Origin of the sequence: Caballeronia sp. AZ10_KS36, assembly GCF_023631105.1 — a bacterium.
Classification (GTDB): Bacteria; Pseudomonadota; Gammaproteobacteria; order Burkholderiales; family Burkholderiaceae; genus Caballeronia.
Genome location: NZ_JALQDQ010000040.1, coordinates 75,634 through 91,369 on the forward strand (window position 1 = coordinate 75,634; position 15,736 = coordinate 91,369).

A 15,736-nucleotide genomic window follows, 5' to 3' on the forward strand; every position below is an offset into this window, starting at 1 on the left:
AGACGCACGACAGACGCAGGACAGACGCCACGCATGGAGGCATGTGAATGGGCGCAACAGCAATGAGCAGCAACGAGGCGCACGGCGCGCTGATCCGCTTCGAAGGTATCGGCAAGACCTTCGGGCGGGTGCGCGCGCTCGCGGACATCGACTTCGCGTTCATGCGCGGCGAATGCATCGGCATCGCGGGACACAACGGCGCGGGCAAGTCGACGCTGATGGCCGTGCTCGCGGGCGTGTACACGCCTACGCAAGGCCGCATCGAAGTGGACGGCCGCGAGGCGCCGCATTACGACGCGAACGCCGCGCGCGAGGCCGGCGTGCGCTGCGTATTCCAGGAACTTTCGCTTTGCCCGAATCTGACGATCGCGGAGAACATGACGGTCGTGCATCCGCAATTGCGCGGACGCGGCTGGCGCAAACGCGCGACCGCGCTCATGCGCGAGAAGCTCGAAGAGATCTTTCCGGGCAACGGCCTGAAGGGCAATGAGCTCGTCTCCGACCTGACGCTCACACAAAAGCAGATGGTGGAGATCGCGCGCGGCTTCACGGTCACGGATACGCCGGTGCGTCTTCTGATTCTCGACGAACCGACTTCATCGCTCGATGCCCACACCGCCGATCAACTGCTCGACTTCGTGCAGCGCGCGGCGCAAAACGGCATCACGTGTCTGCTCATCACGCACATGCTCGGCGAAATCGAGCGCGTGGCGGACCGCGTGATGGTGATGCGCGACGGCGGCATCGTCGGCGTGTTGCCGCGCGAGCAGTCGAGCCGCGCGTCGATCATTCAGGCGATGGGCCAGCAGCTCGAAGCGGAAAAGACGCCGGCTGCCGTGCGCGAGCGCAGCGCGCGCAGCGACGACAAGCCGTTTAGCTGGCACGTCGGCGCGAAAAAGCACACGGCGATCGAAGCATCGCGCGGCGAGATCGTCGGCTTCGCGGGACTCGCGGGGCAAGGACAGACCGAGGCGCTGCTCGCCATCTATGAAGCCGCGACCAAGCGCGGCGCGTCTCGCGTGAAAGCGGCGTTCGTCGCGGGCGATCGCGGGCGCGACGGCGTGTTCCCGGTCTGGTCGATCGCGCAGAACCTCGACTTGCGGTGGCTGCTCGGCGGCGCGAAAGCCAGGCGCGGTCTCGTGGATCTCGCGGCGGCGCGCGCGCTCGTCGAAGCATGGCGCGCGAAGATCGGCATACGCGGCGCGTCGATGAACGCGGGCATTCTGTCGCTCTCGGGCGGCAATCAGCAGAAGGTGCTGTTCGCCCGCGCGCTCGCATCGGATGCGCAACTCATTCTGATGGACGACCCCACGCGCGGCGTCGATGTCGGCACGAAGCGCGATATCTATCGCCTCGTTCACGACGAAGCCGCGAAGGGCCGCACGTTCATCTGGTACACGACAGAAAACGAGGAGCTGTCGCACTGCGACCGCACATATGTGTTCCGCTCGGCGGCCGTCACGCGCGTGCTGCACGCCGACGAATGCACGGAAGAAGCGCTCCTCGCCGCGAGTTTCGAGGAGCAGGCCGCATGACCCCCGCACGCACGACGTTCCAGGGCACGCAAGCGCGTCTGCGCGCACTGCTTCCCGCCATCTCGCTCGTCGCGGTGCTGGTGCCGATTCTCATCATGCAGCCGGCGGTGATGAGCTACTTCGGCTCCAGCCTGCTCTTGAATCTCGCCGTGCCGATCGTGCTCGCGACGCTCGCGCAACTCGCGATCATCACCGTCAACGATCTCGACTTGTCCATCGGTTCGTTCGTGAGTCTGGTCGCGTGCATCGGCGCGACGCTGCTGGTCAAGCAGCCGTGGCTCGGCACGCTTGCGCTCGTCGGCTGCGTGCTCGCGTATGCGGCCGTCGGCGCGTTGATCGAACTGCGGCAGATTCCGTCGATCGTGGTGACGCTCGGGCTCTCGTTCGTGTGGAGCGGGCTTGCCATCGTGCTCCTGCCTTCTCCGGGCGGCACGAGCCCCGGCTGGCTCGGCACGGCAATGGGCTATCAGACGCCGTTCATCGCCGCGCCTATCGTGTGGTCGGTGCTGATCGCCGTCATCGGGCACTTCCTGCTGATGCGCACTTCGGCCGGCGTGCGCATTCGCGGCGCGGGCGGCAATCCTCGCGCAATGCGCCGCTTCGGCTGGTCGCTCGTGCGCAGCAAGGCGACGCTCTACGGCATCGCGGGCATATTCGGCGTGCTGTCGGGGCTCTCGCTGCTCGGCCTCACGACTTCAGCCGACGCCAACCTCGCGCTGCGCTACACGCTGCTTTCCATCGCGGCGGTGATTCTCGGCGGCGGCGAGTTCGTCGGCGGGCGCGTGTCGGTCATCGGCGCGGTGCTGGGCGCGATCACGCTGACGCTCGCGGCATCGTTTCTGGCATTTCTCAACATCTCGGCGGACTGGCAGGTCGGCATGCAGGGCGCGATCCTGATCATCGTGCTGTCGTTGCGCGTGCTGCTGCAACGCGGGGAGCGGCAATGAAGACGCAGACATCGGGCGAGGCGATCGCCAACAACGAAACCGCGTGGACGCGGCTCAGAAGCCTTCAGGCGCCGTGGGCGTGGTCCTTCGCGGGCACGGTGCTCGTGTGGTTCGCGATCGTCGGCATCTTCGGCTTCGGCATTGCGAGCAACGTCGCGCAGACCGCGCTGACCTACGGCGTGTTCATGGTGCTCGTCGGTCTCGGGCAGATGTTCGTCATCACATCGGGCGTCGGCAACATCGACCTCTCGGTGCCGTCGACCATCGCGCTCGCGGGCGTCGTCGGCATGCACGTGATGGGCGGTGAGAACGGACAGATTCTGCTGGGCGTGGCGGCGGCGCTCGGCGTGGGCGCGGCGATCGGCATCGTGAACTATCTGCTGATCCGCCTGCTGCGCATTCCGCCGATCATCGCGACGCTGTCCTCCAGCTTCATCATTCAGTCGATCGCCATCACGCAAGGACGCCAGCTTCCGCCGCCGCCGCCCGCGCTCGGCGCGTTCGCCACGGGCCGGCTCTTCCATGTGCCGTATATCGCGCTGCTTGCGCTCGCGTTGTCGGTGGCGCTCGCGGTGCTGCTGCATCGCGCGGTCTATGGCCGCAGGCTTTCCGCCATCGGACAGAACGCGCGGGCCGCGTGGCTCGCGGGTGTGAACGTGCATCCGACGCGCTGCATCGCGTATGTGCTCTGCTCGATGATCGCGGCGCTCACCGCGCTCTTGCTCGCGGCGACTTCGGGCGGCGCGTCGCTCGACATGGGCGTCGAGTACATGCTGATCTCGATTGCGGTCGTCGTGATCGGCGGGACGCTCGTGACGGGCGGCAAGGCGACGATTGCCGGCGTGTGGGGCGCGTCCATGTTCCTGTTTCTGACGAACGCCGCGCTCAACGCAGTCGGCGCGGATGCGGGCGTGCGCGCGATCGTCTACGGTGTGCTCATCATCGCGGTGACGGTGGCGGCGGGCGGCAAGACGGCGCGCTGACATCCGACAATTTCGATCCACAGAATCGATCCACAGAAGGGACGAGGAGACATGAAACCGAGCGACTACGAAGTGCATGATCCGCGATTCAGGCTGCTGCTTCAGCCGAACGCGTTTCTTTCCAAAATCACCGACGAGTGCCTGTGGGCCGAGGGACCGGTGTATTTCCCGGCCACGGACCTGCTCGTCTGGAGCGACATTCCGAACAACCGCATGCTGCGCTGGGCGCCCGGCATGGGCGTGGGCGTCTTTCGCGCGCCGTCGAACTACAGCAACGGCAATACGCGCGACCGCGAAGGGCGGCTCGTCACCTGCGAGCATGGCGCGCGGCGCGTGACGCGCACGGAGCACGACGGCAGCGTGACCGTGATTGCTTCGCACTTCGAAGGAAAACGGCTCAATTCACCGAATGATGTGGTCGTCGATTCGAAGGGCAACATCTGGTTCACCGATCCCGACTACGGCATTCTGAGCGACTACGAAGGCTATCGCGCGGACAGCGAGATCGGGCGATGCAACGTGTATCGCGTGTCGTCGCAAAGCACCGACGTGCAGCTCGTCTGCGATGACTTCGTGAAGCCCAACGGCCTCGCGTTCTCGCCGGATGAATCGCGGCTCTATATCGCGGATTCCGCAGCCTCCCACGACGACGAAGCGCCGCGTCATATTCGCGTGTTCGATGTATCCAGCGAAGGCGCATTGCGCAATGGGCGCGTGTTCATCGAGATGCAAAGCGGCGTGCCGGACGGCATGCGCCTCGACGAGCACGGCAACGTCTGGACGAGCGCGGAAGACGGCGTGCATTGCTACGCGCCCGACGGCACGCTGCTCGGCAAGATCCTGATACCGGAGGTCGTCGCGAACGTGACCTTCGGCGGGCTCAATCGCAATCGGCTGTTTATCGCGGCTACGTCGTCTATTTATTCGCTTCATGTCGGCGTGCGCGGCGCGGGACGCTGACACGCCAGCACATCAAATCAAGAACCGGAGACAAGCATGAAGATCAGGAAACTCGCGTTGGCGCTGTGCATGGCGTCGGCATCGGTGGGCGCGTCGGCGCAGGTGGCGACGGGCGATACGTCCTCGATGAAGATCGCGCTTTCGAACAACTATGCGGGCAACAGCTGGCGCCAGCAGATGCTCAAGAGCTGGTCGAACGTGGCGGACCCCGCCGTGAAGCAGAAGATCGTCGCGGCCGCGCCGAGCTACACGACGGCCGAGAGCCAGGCCACCGAGCAGGTCCAGCAGATACAGAACCTCATCTTGCAGGGCTTCAAGGCGATTGCGGTGGATGCCGTTTCGCCGACGGCGCTCAACGGCGTCATCAAGCAGGCGTGCGGCGCGGGCGTGACGGTGGTCTCGTTCGACGGCATCGCGACCGAGCCGTGCGCGTATCGCATCGCGGTGGATTTTCAGGGCATGGGCCGCATGCAGGTGGATTATCTGGCCAAGCGCCTGAACGGCAAGGGCAATCTGCTCGAAATTCGCGGGCTCGCGGGCGTGTCGGTGGATGACGAGATTCATCAGGGCATCGTCGATGAACTGAAGAAGTATCCGGGGCTGAAGATCGTCGGCTCGGTGCACGGCGACTGGACGCAGACCGTCGCGCAGAAACAAGTCGCGGGCATTCTGCCGACCTTGCCGAAGATCGATGGCGTGGTGACGCAGGGCGGCGACGGCTACGGCGCGGCGCAGGCGATCAAGGCGGCGGGACGGCCGACGCCGATCATCATTCTGGGCAACCGGCAGGAAGAACTCGCGTGGTGGGCCGATCAGAAGAAGAGCGGCTACGAGACGATGTCGGTGACGATTCCGCCGGGCGCTTCGTCGTTCGCTTTCTGGGTGACGCAGCAGATTCTCGCGGGCAAGAAGGTGCCGCACGATATCCGCATGCCGGTGCTCGAAGTGAAGGCCGACGAGCTCGATGCGGTGCTCGCGAAGACGCCGGCCGGCGCGCTGGCGAACAAGGAGTACACGCGCGAGGAAGTGGTCGCGGTGGTTGATGGGAAGAAGTAGGGCGGAGGCGCGGTCCTTGGCCGCGCCTGACATCACCGGTCAGACGGTGAACGTGGACGGCGGCATGTTCATGTCGTGATGCCGATGCTCAGCACTGAGTCGTTCGGCATCCTTATGAAAATGCCGATGCGCAGCACTGCGGCACGCGCTTATGATCCAGCTTCATATCGATAGGCGCAACAAGGGCTGTGCGTTCCGGAAGGCGAGTCCTATACTGTTTTCCCCGACCGACTCTCCCCCGGCGCCCCAGCATGCCGCGAACTCCCCGCATTTCATCGCCTTCCGCGAACATCGACACAACGGCATCGCCATCGCGCCGCCGGATGCTGCGCGGTCTCGCCGTGTCCGCAGTGGTGGCACCGAGCGCCAACGCTGCGTCTTCGCTGTTGCAGCCGCTCGCGGTTCAGCCGTGGACGCGCACGCCCGGCGCTCCCATTCTCGAACATCCGTATGGCGTGCCGTCGCCGCGCGAAGCGAACGTCGTGCGCCGCGCAGCCCGCGCGTTTCCCGTGCCGGGCCAGGCTTCGTCGCTGACGCCGCTCGCCGATCTGCATGGCGCCATCACGCCTAACGGCCTCGTCTACGAGCGGCATCATGCGGGCGTGCCGGACATCGATCCGGATCAGCATCGGCTCGCGATTCACGGCCTCGTGCGCGAGCCGAAGCTGTTCACGATGGACGACTTGCTGCGGCTGCCATCCGAATCGCGCGTGTACTTTCTGGAGTGTTCGGGCAACACCGCGAGCGAATGGAAAGGGCCGAGCGGTCTGCCGGTGCAGATGACGCACGGCTTGCTGTCGTGCTGCGAGTGGACCGGCGTGCGGCTTTCAACATTGATCGAGGCCGCGGGCGGTCTCGCGGCCAGCGACGGTCAGACGCCGCGCTGGATGCTTGCGGAAGGCGCCGACGCCGCCGCGATGACGCGCAGCCTGCCGCTCGATCGCATTCTCGACCGCGCGCTCGTCGTCTATGCGCAGAACGGCGAGCGCCTGCGGCCGGAGAACGGCTATCCGCTGCGGCTCGTGGTGCCGGGCTTCGAGGGCAATACGAACGTGAAGTGGCTGCGCCGCCTTAAGTTCGTCGACGCGCCGCTGGAAACGCGCGAGGAAACGTCGAAATATACGAGCCCGCTTGCGAACGGGCAGGCGCGCCAGTTCGTGTTCGAGATGGATGCGAAGTCGGTCATCACGCGTCCATCGCCGGGGCATCGGCTCACGGTTCGCGGCTATTACCCGATCATCGGACTCGCGTGGTCGGGGCGTGGCTCCATTCGCAAGGTCGAGGTGTCCACCGACGGCGGGCGCTCATGGCAGGAAGCGCAGCTCGACGGCCCGCCGAAGGATCGCGCGTTGACGCGTTTTCATGCGGGCTGGGTGTGGAAGGGCGAGCCTGCCGCGATTCTCTCGCGCGCCACCGATTCGACCGGCTACGTTCAGCCGACGCGCGAGGCGCTGGTCGCCGCGCGCGGGCTGAACTCGAACTATCACTACAACGGCATTCAGCAATGGCGCATCGGCGCCGATGGCAGCGTGAAAAATGCATAACGCCCCCGCTCTGAAGCATCGTCTGTTGCGGCCGTTGATGATCGGCGTCGCTGCGGTATCGTTCGCCGCTTGCAGCACGCCCGCACGCGATGGCGGCGCGCAGAACGCGCTCACGCACGACCCGGCACAGCGTGCGGCCATCGACGCCATCGGCACGCCGTTGAACGCGACGGAAATCGCCGCATGGAACATCGACGTCGCGCCCGATGGCCGTGGCCTGCCCGCGGGCAGCGGAGACGTGGCGACCGGCGCGCACATCTTCGCCGCGAAGTGCGCCGCGTGTCACGGCGCGAACGGCGAAGGCCGCATCGGCGACCGGCTCATCGGCGGACGCGGCACGCTCGCGAGCGACAAACCGGTGCGCACGGTCGGCAGCTACTGGCCGTACGCCACGACGCTCTTCGACTACATCCGCCGCGCGATGCCGTATAACGCGCCGCAATCGCTGAGCGCAGACGAGGTGTACGCGTTGAGCGCATGGATTCTGAACCGCAACGGCATCGTGCCCGACGACGCGCGGCTGGACGCGCATTCGCTCGCTGCCATCCGCATGCCGAATCGCGACGGCTTCGTGCCGGACCCGCGGCCGGGTCATCTATGATGTCGCGCGCGCTCGCCTAATGCGATGAAACGTACTCCGCGCCGGCGAAAGGCGGAGGGACCGCGAAGCTCTCGCGCATGCGCTTCGTTTCCGCAGCCGGTGTCGTTCCGAAGAGGCGCTTGAACTCCCGATTGAATTGCGAGGCGCTCGCATAGCCCACTGCATGAGAGGCCGCCTCCGCCGTCATGTCCTGACGCACCATCAGGAGACGCGCCTGATGTAGCCGCGTCGACTTCAGATACTGCATGGGCGACGTGTGTGTGATGGCCTTGAAATGAGTGTGGAAGGTCGGCACGCTCATGCCCGCTTCGCGCGCCAGTTGCGTGAGATTGAGCGGCTGCGCGTACGTCGCGTGAATGCGGCGCAATGCCTTGCCGATCTTGCCGAACTGCCCCTGCATCGCGAGCGCCGAGCGCATCGCATGGCCTTGCGCGCCGGTCAGCACGCGGAAATACAGTTCACGCACCAGCGCGGGACCAAGAACCGCTGCATCGAGCGGCCGACTCAACGCTTGCAGAAAGCGCATGACAGACATGCGCATGTCTGCATCCATCGGACTCGACATCATGCTTTGCGGTGGTTCCGCGCGCGCCGGCATGTGATGACGGTCTATCTGAATCATCAGCTCTGCCGCCACCTGAAAATCCAGATGCATGTAAATGGCCAGTAGCGGATGCTGAGGCGTCGCGTCGGTTTCCATCGTGAAGGGCACGGGCACTGCGACGGCCAGATAATGCAGCTCGTCATACAGATACACCTGATCGCCGAAATAGCCGCGCTTGCGACCCTGACAGACGATCACGATGCCCGGATCGTAGAGCACAGGCGTGCGCGACAACGCGCGGTCCGAACGCAGGATGCGCACATCGGGTAGCAGCGTCAGGTTGTAGCCTTCATTGGGCGCCAATGGCCGTAGCAAGTCCACGATACGCTGCCGCGATGCGGCGGTCTCTTTCGATGACATCGAAGGCGACGATAAGAATAGGCAATAAAAGCAGAATATCCGACCTTAAAGCGCATCGGGGCAAAGAATACTATGCACTCTCTTTCATTTCATCGTAGAGGTGCGCATGTCATCCAACCGTATTCTGCTGATTACCGGCGTGAGCAGCGGCTTCGGCCGGGCACTCGCCGAGGAAGCGCTCGCGGCAGGCCATCGCGTGATCGGCACCGTGCGAAGCGAGCAGGCGAAGCAGGACTTCGAAGCCCTCGCGCCGGACAGGGCCGTGGGTCGCCTGCTCGACGTGACGGACTTCGACGCCATCGACGGCGTCGTGGCCGAGATCGAATCGAGCGTCGGTCCGATCGACGTGCTCGTCAACAACGCGGGCTACGGTCACGAAGGCGTGATGGAAGAATCGCCGCTCGCCGAGATGCGTCGACAGTTCGACGTGAACGTGTTCGGCGCGGTCGCGATGATGAAGGCGGTGCTGCCGGGCATGCGCGCGCGGCGCAAGGGTCACATTCTCAACATCACGTCGATGGGCGGCTTCATCACGATGCCGGGCATCGCCTACTATTGCGGCAGCAAGTTCGCGCTGGAAGGCATCTCCGAGACGCTGGCGAAGGAAGTGAAATCGTTCGGCATTGCCGTGACGGCCGTGGCGCCGGGTTCGTTCCGCACCGACTGGGCTGGCCGCTCGATGGCGCGCACGCCTCGTTCCATCGCCGATTACGATGCGCTCTTCGATCCCATTCGCCGGGCGCGCGAGGAAAAGAGCGGCAAGCAGCTCGGCGACCCGGTGAAGGCGGCGCGCGCGATGCTGGCTGTCATCGAGAGCGACGCGCCGCCCCTGCATCTGTTGCTCGGCAGTGACGCGCTCGGTCTGGTGCGCGACAAGCTGACCGCGCTCGCCGACGAGATCAGTCAGTGGGAAACGCTCACGCGTTCCACTGACGGCTGATGCGGCGACACGTGTTAGCTGAGTCGCTTCCACGCCTGCTGGCGAAGGGCCTCGCGAAGCGTGGATGCGTTCCATGTTTCGTCGAGCGCCCGGCGCATCAGCGCCTGCTGGCTCTCGGGCGCGAGACCGCCCACTGGCGGATCGCGATCGAGGTTGGTCGGAAACGCATAGCCTTCAGCGGTCGATGCAATCACGCAATCGATGTCCGTCGCGGTGAACTGGCCTTTCGCACGATAGTCCAGCAGCACGGGATAAACGGCTTCGCACATGCGCATGCGATCGAGCGTTTCCATCGCGCGCCCATACGCCGAAGAGATTTGCAAGAGATTCGCCATGCGCTGCACGTCTTGCGTGCGGTTCGCGCCGGCCGCATGGAACAGCGCCGGATTGAAGAAGAGGGCGTCGCCCTTGGCGAGCGGCAACTGCACGCAATGCGTTTCGAAGAAGCCGCGAAAGTCGGGACGTCGCCACGCGAGATAACCCGGCGCGTAACGCTGCGAAAACGGAAGGAGCTTCGTTGGACCGCTTTCTATCGGCATGTCGCTGTGCGCAACGGCGCCTTGAAGCGTCAGCAACGGCGACATCGAATGAACATGCGCCGGGAAGCGCTGCACTTCCTCCACGGTCTGAAAGCCGAGATGGTAGTCCCGGTGCGCCTGCTGCGCCGCGCCGCCAGGACGAACCACGTTGACTTGCGTGGTCATCTGAAAGCCGGGTCCGAGCCACGCCTGCGCGATGCTCGCGATGAACGCGTTCGAGAAATAACGCGCGAAAACGGAGGGCGCCGCGAGACACAGCTTTTCGTGCGCGTTCCAGATGCGGTCGTTCGCGCCTGCTTTGGCGAAATGATCGGCGCCGCGCGTGCCCGATTCGCGTTCCTGTCTGATGATCGAATCGAAGATATGCGTCGCGTCGTCGACGGGCGATGTATCGTGAAACGCGCTCTTGAGCACGAGCACGCCCGCGCCGTCGAGCAGCACGTTCGCCCATTCGGCCTGCAATGCTCGCTGCCCGACAGGATCGATCAACGCTTTATCAAGCGCGCGGCAATCGTAGATGGGAATATCGCGTTGCGTCTCGGCTGCGAATCGCAGGACGGCATCGGTCTTTCTTTGCAGCTGTTGCGCGAATGCGTCGAGTGAGCAGTCGCTTTCGCGATACCAGTTCGTTGCTAACGTCTCGTGGGGTTCATTCGTGGCATTCATGTCTCGCTCCGTTTTTTCCGTAGCATAGACGCATCGTCGCGGCGGGCGTTAGCATAAACGCATAAAAGAACCGCGATTGCGCCGTTTTATATCGCGAGCCGGTTTCGCTAGCGCCGTCGTTGTCAACGCGCTATCCGTTGTCGCCGCCTGCAACGGGCAACACCGCACCCGTGATGTAGCCGGCTTCATCCGACGCAAGAAAGAGGATCGGGGCGATCTGCTCATCGAGCGTGCCGTAACGCTTGAAGAACGTCGAGTCCGTGACCTGCTTCACTGCTTCGCTCATCCATGCCTTCTCTTGTGCGCTGTCTCCGTCGGCGTTGCGCGGCACGCGCCGCGGAGGTGCCTGCGTGCCACCGGGCGCCGCAGCGACTACGCGGATATTGTGTTCGCCATACTCCATCGCGAGCGACTGCGTCAGCGCATTGACGCCGCCTTTAGCCGCCGAATAGGGCACGCGTCGAATGCCGCGCGTCGCATTCGATGACACATTGACGATAGTCCCACGGCCTTGCGCAAGCATGTGCGGAAGGACCGCATGACACGCATACAGAGTCGGCATGAGCGAGCGCCGTATTTCCGCATCGATCTGCGCGGGCTCGAACTCGGCGTACGGCCGCATGCGAATCGCGCCGCCCACGCCGTTGACGAGAATATCGATGCCGCCGAACTTCTTCACGGCGAACGCCATGGTGGATGCCGCACCGTCATAGGTCTCCAGATCCGCGACGAAGCCTGCGGTGTCCGCGCCCGTCGCTTCGGCAGCGACTTCGCAGACGAAGTCGGCGCGGTCCACGAACAGCACCTTCGCCCCTTCGGCCGCCGCGCGCAACGCGACGCCCCGCCCGATGCCCTGCGCCGCGCCGGTCACGACCATCACCTTGCCCTCGAATCGTTGCGCGTTCATGCGGTCACCGGCGCTGCGTTAGGAGTAAATTTCTCGTAGTGGAAGCTGACGGGCTTCACGCCGTTGTCGTCGAAATGCTTGCGCACCGCGTCGACCATCGGCGGAGGACCGCACAGATACACATCCACGTCGCCATCGTTCAGACATTCGGCCGGCATGTGCTGCGTCACCCAGCCCTTGCGCGGATGGCTCGAAGCCGCTTCCGCGACGACGGTGCTGAACGTGAAGTTCGGCAGCGTCGCCGTGTATGCCTCGATGGCCTCGACCTGTACGAGGTCCAGATCGCGCGTGACGCCGTAGATGAGATGGACTTTCTGCTGCGAGCCGGCGCGCGCGAGCACTTCGAGGATGGAGAGAAACGGCGCGAGACCCGTGCCGCCCGCGAGGAACAGCAGCGGGCGCTCCACTGCGCGAAGATAAAAACTCCCGAGCGGTCCGGTGAATTCCACCTTGTTGCCCGTTTTCGCCGCTTCGAGCCAGGTGCTCATCACGCCGCCCGGAATCCTCTTGATGAGAAAGCTGATCCGCGACGAACCCGGCGCGGACGAGAACGAATACGAGCGATGCTCGCCGCTGCCGGGAACGTCGATATTGACGTACTGGCCCGGAAGAAACACGGGCGCAGCGTTCTCCACATCCAGTTCGAGCACCACGGCGGCGTCGTTATGCTGCTCGACCTTCGTGACGGTTGCGGTGAACTTGCTCTGCGCGGTCTTGCATGCCGTCGATGAAGCCGGGACTGCAATGACGCAATCGCTTTGCGGCACCATCTGGCACGTGAGCACGTGCCCGCTGTCTTTCTCGTCGTCGCTGAGTGCGTCTTCGATGTAGTCGTCGCCGAGATCGTAGCGGCCGCTCTCGGCGCGGCATTTACAGGTGCCGCACACGCCGTCGGAACAATCCATCGGCAGATTGATCTTCGCGCGAAATGCGGCGTCGAGGACTTTCTCGCCGGCCTTGCATTCGACAAAGCGCGTTACGCCGTCTTCGAAATTCAATGCGATGTTGTAGCTGGACATACTGCCTCCTGTTTCCGTGATGCTTTCCGGCGAGTGGATTCAAACGTGATAGACGTCGAGCACCTGGCGGATATAGTCGTTCTTCAACACGATCTTCTTGCGCGCGATGAGCAGGCGGTCGTCGATCTTGCGCAACGTGACGAACATCGTTCCGAAGAAGAGATCCGTCACCTTGTAGCGATGGCTCAGCGTGTTGAAGTTGTAGCGGACGTCGATCTCCATGTCGCGGTCGGCCAGCACTTCCACGTTGCTGATGGTGTGGCTCGTGCGCGGCTCGGGCATCGATGCGCCGCTGCGCTCGGTCTTGATGCGAAACACGCGATCTTCCAGGCCGCCGCGATCCGCGTAATACATCAGCGAGATTTCGCTGTGCGGGTCCTCGGTGAGTTTGTCGTCGTCGTCCCACGCGGGCATCCAGTATTCGACGTCTTCCGTATAACAGGCGAGCCACTCGTCCCATTGACGGTCATCGAGAAAACGCGCTTCCTGATACAACGCGCTGCAGATCTTCTGGTAGTCGGTGCTCATGCCGTCGCCTCCGTCTGTTCTTTGCGCAGAGCCCCGCGCATGACGCGCATCCAGTATTCGTGCTGGACCACGAAGAGGCCTTCGTCTTCGCTGCGCTCGCCCGAGATGAGCGGGTTCAGGCCCATGCTCTTCGCATTCGCATCGGGTCCGTGAATCCAGAGCGGCGCACCGCGCGACATGTCGTTCCACATCGAAGTCGCGCTCGCATAGCCGGCCTGGCACGCACGGAACTCTTCCAGGTCGTCGCTCGTGCCCATGCCTGAGACGTTGAAGAAGTCTTCGTATTGACGAATGCGGATGGCGCGGCTCTCCGCGCTTTCGCCTTTCGGTGCGAAGCAGAAGATGCTGACCTCGGTCTTGTCGACGCTGATCGGCCGAACCACGCGAATTTGCGTGCTGAACTGATCCATCAGAAACACGTTCGGATAGAGGCACAGGTTGCGCGTCTGATTGACGATGACCTTGGCCTTGTCCTCGCCCACGCGCGCCGCGATCTCGTCGCGATGTTCATAGACCGGGCGGACTTCCGGGTTCACCGTATTGGTCCAGAGCAGGATGTGCCCATGCTCGAAGCCATAGACGCCCGCGACGGATTTGCTCCAGCCGTTCGCATCGACTGCCTTGGTGCCTTCCACCTTGCGGCGGCCCATGGTTGCCGCATAGTTCCAGTGCACGGTGCTGACGTGATAGCCGTCGCAGCCGTTTTCCATTTGCAGCTTCCAATTGCCGTCGTAGATATACGATGAATTTCCGCGCAGCACTTCGAGACCATCGGGCGCTTGGGACACGATCTGGTCGATGATGACCTTGGTTTCGCCGAGATAGTCTTCGAGCGGCATCACGTCGTCGCTCAGGCTGCCGAACAGGAAGCCGCGATAGTTCTGAAAGCGCGCCACTTTCTTCAGGTCATGCGAGCCTTGCTTGTTGAACTGCACGGGATACTCGGTGGTCTTCTCATCCTTCACCTTCAGCAGCTTGCCTGCGTTCGAAAACGTCCAGCCGTGAAACGGACAGGTGAAGCTGCCCTTGTTGCCGTGCTTGCGGCGGCACAACATCGCACCTTTGTGCGCGCAGGCATTGATGACCGCGTGCAGTTCGCCGGTCTTGTCGCGCGTGATGACGATGGGCTGCCTGCCGATCCACGTAGTGTAGTAATCGTTATTGTTCGGCAACTGACTTTCGTGAGCCAGATAGACCCAGTTGCTCTCGAAGATGTGCTTCATCTCGAGTTCGTATAGATCCGGGTTCGTGAAGATGTCGCGACGGCAACGGAACACGCCGTTTTCCTTGTCGTCCTCAACGGCGTTGGTGAGCAAGTCTTCGAGGCGCCGCGCTTTGTCGATAATTGCAGACATGAGTCGTCTCCTATGCCGGCTTCGCGATGAAGCCATCGGCATCGGTTCGAATGAATCGTGGGGTGAAGAAAGCGGCCCCGGTGCGGGCCGCCGGGATGTCGTCAGGCGGTGATCGCGACGCGCGGTCGGTTGACTAATTGGTTGTCCTTACCGTCGACGAGTGGCGTCAGGCGAATGTCGAATTCGATCTCCTTGTAGGCATCCGTCTTGAGACCGAGGTCCTTGCCACCGGTCTTATCGACGACATGCGGAACGAGTTCCTCGCGCGTCGCGTAGGCGAAGTCGTCCCAGATCAGGGGGTCGCCTTCGATGTTAATTTGCGTCGTCAGCTTGCGCGTTTTGTCGCTCGTGACGAAGAAGTGCACATGCGCGGGGCGGTTGCCATGGCGGGCGAGCGCGTCGAGCACTTGCTGCGTCGCGCCTTGCGGCGGGCAGCCATAACCCACCGGCATCAGCGTGCGAAATTCGTACTTGCCGTCCGCGCCGGTCCGCACCGCGCCGCGCAGGTTGAATTCGTCCTGCGCGCCAGTCGGGTCGAAATGCGAGTAGAAGCCCCTCGAATTCGCGTGCCAGCATTCGACGACCGCGCCTGCCACGGGCTTGCCGTCGGCGCCCGTGACCGTGCCGCGAATGACGAGCGGTCCGGCGTCTTCGTCGGGATTGATGTCGATCTTCGATACGCCATCACGCACCGGCGCGCCCGCGACATACAGCGGGCCTTCGATGGTGCGCGGCGTGCCGCCGTGAATGTCCGCTTCGCGATCCGCTGCGTCCATGCGGATATCCAGATACTTCTCGATGCCGAGGCCCGCTGCGAGAAGCGCTGCCTCGCCATCTTGCCCGAGCTTGTTGAAGTAGTGCACGCCGGCCCAGACTTCGTCCGGCGTCATGTCGAGGTCGTCGATGGCCTTGAAGAGGTCCGCGAGCAGACGATGCGTGATCTGCTTCGCGCGTGCATTGCCTTGCTGTGTGCCGAGGTTGGCAGCGGCCCTAAGCAGGTCCTGCACTTCCTTCGTGTCGAATACTTTGGCGCTCATGTCTGCTCCTGACTCTCTATTGGGTTAACCCTTGTTATCGCCGGTTTTCATATGCTCGGAAGGTATAATCGGTCGATGAAACAAGGCGTGAATGCAGAATAGTGGACGCCCAAACGCATAGTCCAACACTGATTTAGTATCGCGCTATATCCCGG

Annotated in this window: 15 protein-coding genes; 8 read left to right on the top strand and 7 right to left on the bottom strand. The window is 63.6% G+C overall.

Features of this window, described 5'->3' with window-relative positions:
- Positions 1-47: 47 nt before the first annotated feature.
- From NCR35_RS25835 to NCR35_RS25865, 7 genes are all read left to right on the top strand, one after another.
- Positions 48-1,535 (top strand): sugar ABC transporter ATP-binding protein, encoded by a 1,488-nt coding sequence (locus tag NCR35_RS25835; protein WP_250536768.1) that lies wholly within the window; start codon positions 48-50, stop codon positions 1,533-1,535.
- Positions 1,532-2,482, top strand: a complete 951-nt coding sequence (locus tag NCR35_RS25840) for an ABC transporter permease (protein ID WP_244851714.1) — start codon at positions 1,532-1,534, stop codon at positions 2,480-2,482. Before NCR35_RS25835 ends, NCR35_RS25840 begins: the two co-directional genes overlap by 4 nt.
- On the top strand, positions 2,479-3,465 hold the full coding sequence (locus NCR35_RS25845) for an ABC transporter permease (RefSeq protein ID WP_250536769.1): 987 nt from the start codon (positions 2,479-2,481) through the stop codon (positions 3,463-3,465). The genes NCR35_RS25840 and NCR35_RS25845 overlap by 4 nt, the downstream gene beginning before the upstream one ends.
- A gap of 51 nt (positions 3,466-3,516) precedes the next feature.
- Positions 3,517-4,425 (top strand): SMP-30/gluconolactonase/LRE family protein, encoded by a 909-nt coding sequence (locus tag NCR35_RS25850; protein ID WP_250536770.1) that lies wholly within the window; start codon positions 3,517-3,519, stop codon positions 4,423-4,425.
- Positions 4,426-4,461: 36 nt separating this feature from the next.
- Positions 4,462-5,481: an ABC transporter substrate-binding protein gene (locus NCR35_RS25855; RefSeq protein ID WP_244851711.1), complete on the top strand. Its 1,020-nt coding sequence runs from the start codon at positions 4,462-4,464 to the stop codon at positions 5,479-5,481.
- Positions 5,482-5,732: 251 nt separating this feature from the next.
- A complete protein-coding gene (gene soxC / locus NCR35_RS25860; RefSeq protein WP_250536771.1) occupies positions 5,733-7,025 on the top strand; it encodes a sulfite dehydrogenase in 1,293 nt (430 codons plus the stop codon).
- Between the two features lie 37 nt (positions 7,026-7,062).
- Complete coding sequence (locus NCR35_RS25865; RefSeq protein WP_502801729.1) at positions 7,063-7,626, top strand: c-type cytochrome; 564 nt, start codon at positions 7,063-7,065, stop codon at positions 7,624-7,626.
- A 16-nt stretch (positions 7,627-7,642) separates the two neighbouring features.
- Here NCR35_RS25865 and NCR35_RS25870 read toward each other — a convergent pair whose 3' ends face one another.
- On the bottom strand, positions 7,643-8,590 hold the full coding sequence (locus tag NCR35_RS25870; RefSeq protein WP_250536773.1) for an AraC family transcriptional regulator: 948 nt from the start codon (positions 8,588-8,590) through the stop codon (positions 7,643-7,645).
- Between the two features lie 106 nt (positions 8,591-8,696).
- On the opposite strand from NCR35_RS25870, the gene NCR35_RS25875 reads away from it, so the two are divergent.
- Positions 8,697-9,530: an oxidoreductase gene (locus NCR35_RS25875; RefSeq protein WP_250536774.1), complete on the top strand. Its 834-nt coding sequence runs from the start codon at positions 8,697-8,699 to the stop codon at positions 9,528-9,530.
- A 14-nt stretch (positions 9,531-9,544) separates the two neighbouring features.
- Here NCR35_RS25875 and NCR35_RS25880 read toward each other — a convergent pair whose 3' ends face one another.
- The 6 genes from NCR35_RS25880 to catA form a co-directional block, all read right to left on the bottom strand.
- Positions 9,545-10,735: a phytanoyl-CoA dioxygenase family protein gene (locus NCR35_RS25880; RefSeq protein ID WP_250536775.1), complete on the bottom strand. Its 1,191-nt coding sequence runs from the start codon at positions 10,733-10,735 to the stop codon at positions 9,545-9,547.
- Between the two features lie 130 nt (positions 10,736-10,865).
- The gene (gene benD / locus NCR35_RS25885) at positions 10,866-11,642 is read right to left on the bottom strand and encodes a benzoate diol dehydrogenase BenD (RefSeq protein WP_250536776.1); all 777 of its coding nucleotides are present in this window, start codon (positions 11,640-11,642) and stop codon (positions 10,866-10,868) included.
- Positions 11,639-12,661 (bottom strand): benzoate 1,2-dioxygenase electron transfer component BenC, encoded by a 1,023-nt coding sequence (gene benC / locus NCR35_RS25890; RefSeq protein ID WP_250536777.1) that lies wholly within the window; start codon positions 12,659-12,661, stop codon positions 11,639-11,641. Before benC ends, benD begins: the two co-directional genes overlap by 4 nt.
- A gap of 39 nt (positions 12,662-12,700) precedes the next feature.
- Positions 12,701-13,189, bottom strand: coding sequence for a benzoate 1,2-dioxygenase small subunit (gene benB / locus NCR35_RS25895; RefSeq protein ID WP_250536778.1), 489 nt, complete (start codon positions 13,187-13,189; stop codon positions 12,701-12,703).
- The gene (locus NCR35_RS25900) at positions 13,186-14,544 is read right to left on the bottom strand and encodes a Rieske 2Fe-2S domain-containing protein (protein ID WP_250536779.1); all 1,359 of its coding nucleotides are present in this window, start codon (positions 14,542-14,544) and stop codon (positions 13,186-13,188) included. Before NCR35_RS25900 ends, benB begins: the two co-directional genes overlap by 4 nt.
- A gap of 101 nt (positions 14,545-14,645) precedes the next feature.
- The gene (gene catA, locus NCR35_RS25905; protein WP_250536780.1) at positions 14,646-15,581 is read right to left on the bottom strand and encodes a catechol 1,2-dioxygenase; all 936 of its coding nucleotides are present in this window, start codon (positions 15,579-15,581) and stop codon (positions 14,646-14,648) included.
- Positions 15,582-15,736 lie beyond the last annotated feature (155 nt).